We start from the raw sequence: 4,415 nt of genomic DNA, 5'->3' as shown, positions 1-4,415 counted from the left end.
GGGGGGGGGCGCCGGGGGGGGGGGGCGCCCGGGGCGGGGGGGGCGCCGGGGGGGGGGGGGGCGGCGGCGCCCCCGGACCACCGGGGGCACCCGCGCCCGCACCCATGCCGGTACGCGGACCGCCCCCGGGACCCGTGCCGGAGCCAGGACTCATGCCCGCGCCAGGACCCGCGCCGCGGGCCGGGCCCCGGCCCGCGCCTGGGCCGGTGTCGCGGCGCGGTGTCTTCGGCACGGTCATGGCGATCGGCGGCGCGCCGCCCACCGCCCTGCGGTCCGGGACGGCGGCGAGCGCGCGCGGGCCGACCTTGGGCACAGGCCCCGCGAGCAGCAGCGACGGCGGGATGAGCACGGAGGCCGTCGTACCGCCGCCCGGCGTGCGCGCCAGGGTGACCCGGATGCCCCAGCGCCGCGACAGGCCGCCGACCACGAACAGGCCGAGCACCTTCGTCGGCACCAGGTCGAGCCGTTCACGGCGCACCAGGCGCGCGTTCTCCTCCTCCAGCCGCGCGGGGCTCATCCCGAGGCCGTGGTCGATGATCTCGACGAAGCCGCCGTCGCCGTCGCCGCCCTCGGCGCGAGAGCGTACGACCACCTCGACGCGCGTGCCGGACGGCGAGAACGCCACGGCGTTCTCCAGCAGTTCGGCCAGCATCAGCGTGAGGTCGCCAACGATGTCGGGGATGACGGTGACATCGTTCTCGGCGCGCGGCGCGACCCGCTGGTAGCCCTCGATCTGGCCGAGTGCCGCCCGTACGACGTCCGTCAGGGCGGTGGGGCCGGCCTCCGGCGCGTCGTCGCGGATGCCGGCGAGCAGCAGCAGGCTCTCCGCGTTGCGTTGCAGGCGTACGGCGATGTGGTCGATGCGGTAGAGGCGTTCCAGCACGTCGGGGCTAGTCTCGCCGCGCTCGATCGCGTCGATCAGGGTCAGCTGGCGCACGGTCAGGTTGGAGACGCGGCGGCCCACGTTGCCGAACATCTCGGCGACATTGCGGCGGCCCAGTACCTGGCGTTCGAGCAGCGCGGTGGCCGTCGCCTGCACCTGGTTGAACGCGGCGGCGAGGTCGCCGATCTCGTCCTGCACCGGCACGGGCACCGCTTCGAGGCGGGGCGGCGCGGTGTCCACGGAGTCGTCGTCCGCGACCCTCGACAGCTCCCGCCCCGCCAGGTCGGCCACGCGCGTGGCGGCGGCCGTGAGCGCCTGCACGGGCCGGATCACCGAGCGCCGGGCGAGGACGGAGAACAGCAGCCACAGGACGAACCCGACCAGCGCGGACCCCAGCAGGATCACGGCGCGCCACCAGGCCGCGTTGGAGGCGCCGCTCGCCTCGTCGGCGATCTGGCCGATCAGCGAGCGGGTGATCCGCAGCCGGTTGTCGGCCTGCCGCAGGTACGTGGTCTCCGACGAGAGCGCGGTACTCAGGTCGTCCTGCACGATCGACGGCTTCTGCGCGACCAGCGACCCGGGGTCGACCTGGAGCGCCGCGTAGTGCTGCCCGATCGTGTTCTCCGGCTCGCTGCGCTCGATACCGGCGAGCTCCTGGCCCTGCCGCGTCGTCGCGTACCGGGTGAACCGGTCGGCCTGGTAGGTGTACGTGGCGTACTCGCCGACGGCGCCGGTGAACTCGATGAGCGCGTTGGGGTCGCCGGTGCGGGCCGCGAACACGCTGGTCTCGAAGGAGGCGTGGGCGGTGTCGGCGCGCAGCAGGGCGTCCAGCACGTTCGCGGAGGACGTGGACGACTGGTCGGCGGAGGAGCCGAGATCGAGGCCGTCGATGAGGTCGTCGACCGCAGCGCTGTAGGCGGGGTCGATGTTGTCGGGGGGCAGCGGACCGCTCTCGATGGTCTCGCGCAGCGCCGAGAGGCCGCCGATCTCCTTGAGCGCCTCGCCCTCGGCGGGCGGGAGTTCGTCGCCGAACGCCGTGGCGACGGCGCGGGCCTGCGCGTCGACGCCTTCCTGCGCCTGCCGGAAGCCGGCCGTGTTCGGGGTCTCCGCCTCGTTGGTCCGCGCCTCGTAGTGGAGGGAGAGGAGGAGGGCCTCGCGGTGCTCGGTCTGGAGGCCGTCGATGAGTTCGGCCACGGCCCGGCTGCTGCGGACCAGCCGCGCGGTCGACGCGGCGGACTGCGCCTGGTCGACCTGCTGGTAGGTGACGTACGCGAGCATCGCGGCGATCGCGGCGATCGGCACGATGACCATCGCGTTCAACTTGCGGCGGAACGGCCAGCTTTCCAGGACGCCGGAGGCGCGGCGCCGGACGCGGGGCGCGAGAGGAGGACGGTCGCCACCGCGCGCCGTACGGTCATCGGCGGACGCCTGGCGATCGTCAGCGCGCACCGACCGGTCGTCCGGGTGCGCCGACCGGTCGTCGCCGCGCACCGCCCGGTCGCCCGCGCGGCCCGTGGCGCCGGCCCTGTCCGTACCGCGGGCCCAGTGCGTACCGCCGGTTGCGTCCCGCTCGCCGGGGTGAGGGGCGCGGTCGCCGCGGCCCGGTCCTTCGGCCCGGTTCCCGCGGTCGGCCCGGGTGCCGCGGTTCCCCGTGTCCTCGGGGTCCCTCGCGTCCCTCTTGACCCTCCTGTGCGTGGGCACCAAGCCTCCTCGGCTGTACGCCCGTTCTGACTGGTCAGGGCGCGTCGACCGGAAATCCGGCCGGATCGGCGGGCGGAAACTAACGCAGTCGGACCACGTAGGGGCGGACCGGGTCCGAGGAATGAAGATTATCTAGTCGCCCTACGGCGCCGTCTACGACCCCAGGAAATAATTGACCAGACCGAGTTGGGCGCACGTGATGCCAATTGGCCTCGGGTCGAACAAATTTCGATCTTGATTCGCCCGAAGCCGGGCCGGGGCAGCACCCTTCACGACCTCATGCCGACCGCCATCCACCACGCCCGAGCGTTGCCCGGCCCCAGCCCGGCCCCAGTGCCGACGCCCGCCCGAGCCCCGATCGCCTCCGGATGAAAAACCGAACACGATCCGACCGGCACCCGAACTCGATACGGCAAGCACTCGATCGCGATCCGGTCGGCACCCGATCGCGATCCGTACCGCGTCCGGATCAAAACCGACCGGACGGTCTCTCCCTATGCTCCCGACCGGTCCCATCGACTCGACTCAGGACCGGCCCTCGATCAACCGCCGATCAACCCCCGACCGGCCCTCGGCCGGCGATCGCGCTGCCCGGTTATGCCCAGTCGATGTCAATCAGTGACATGAAAAGCTTGACGCGCGGGGCGCCGCCTGGCTTGGATCGTCACCATGTGTTCGCCGGGGTTGTCAAGCACTTGCGCACAACCGCCTCTGCCCCGACACATGACCGCTCGACCAGACCACTCCCCGAACCGAGCCCAGGTTGGCAAACGTGACCGTAACCGGAAACAGCCGTAAGCGCGCTCTCATAGCCGCGGTCGCCCTCGCGGCCACTGCCACCACCGCACTGGCAGGCTGTTCGTCCTCCTCCTCGTCCGACAAGGGTTCCGGAGACCCGCTCCAGAAGCCCGCGGCGGACGGCGACACCGTGGTCGTCGGTTCCAACAACTTCGCCGAGTCGATCCTGATCGGCGACATCTACGGCGAGGCTCTCAAGGCCAAGGGGCTCAAGGTCAGCTACAAGCCCAACATCGGCAGCCGCGAGACCACGTACGGCCTGATGAAGAACGGGTCGCTGACGGTCCTCCCGGAGTACAACGGCGCTCTGCTCGCCTATCTGGACGCCAAGGCCGCCCCCACGACCGTCGAGACGACGCAGGCGGCCGTCACCGCCAAGCTGGACCCGAAGCTGACCGTCCTGAACCCGGCCCCCGCGCAGAACAAGGACGCCGTCGTCCTCAACGCGGCGACCGCCAAGAAGTACGGGCTGACCAGCAAGTCGACGATCGCGGACCTCAGCAGCCACGCCTCCGACCTGGTCATGGGCGCCTCGCCGGAGTTCCAGACCCGCCACCAGGGCCTCGTGGGGCTCAAGTCGGACTACGGGCAGACGTACAAGTCCTTCAAGGCGCTCGACGCCGGCGGCCCCCTGACGGTCGCCGCGCTGAAGGCGAACAACATCCAGGCCGGCGACGTGTTCACCACGGACCCGAGCATCCCGAAGAACAAGTTCGTCGTCCTCCAGGACCCGAAGAACCTGTTCGGCTTCGAGAACGTCGTACCGCTCGTCTACAAGTCGAAGCTGCCGCAGAAGGGCGTCGACGCGCTCAACGCCGTCTCGGCGAAGCTCGACACGGAGTCGCTGCTCACGATGGACACCAAGGTCCAGTCCCAGAACGCGGACCCGCTGGCGGTCGCGAAGGAGTGGCTCTCCAAGGCCGGCCTCGGCTGACCCGCCCCGGGCACACACCGCGCACCGCCGCCGGAGGAGCACTCCGGACGGCGGTGCCGTGCGTCGGGGGCAGGCCGAGCGGGGCGGGTGGCCCGGGCC

Annotated in this window: 2 protein-coding genes; one reads left to right on the top strand and one right to left on the bottom strand. The window is 71.9% G+C overall.

Annotation, left to right across the window (positions count from 1 at the left end; translation table 11 throughout):
• On the bottom strand, positions 1–2,584 hold a 2,584-nt coding region (locus LCE31_RS37290), incomplete at its 3' end, for a sensor histidine kinase (protein WP_374118685.1).
• Between the two features lie 772 nt (positions 2,585–3,356).
• Here LCE31_RS37290 and LCE31_RS37285 point away from each other — a divergent pair.
• A complete protein-coding gene (locus tag LCE31_RS37285) occupies positions 3,357–4,316 on the top strand; it encodes an ABC transporter substrate-binding protein (protein WP_225022500.1) in 960 nt (319 codons plus the stop codon).
• The last annotated feature ends 99 nt before the right edge of the window (positions 4,317–4,415 follow it).

Origin of the sequence: Streptomyces sp. 8L, from assembly GCF_020176795.1 — a bacterium.
Classification (GTDB): domain Bacteria; phylum Actinomycetota; class Actinomycetes; order Streptomycetales; family Streptomycetaceae; genus Streptomyces.
The sequence above is the reverse complement of the archived record's forward strand: the minus strand, read 5'-3'. Positions and strand labels throughout refer to the sequence as shown.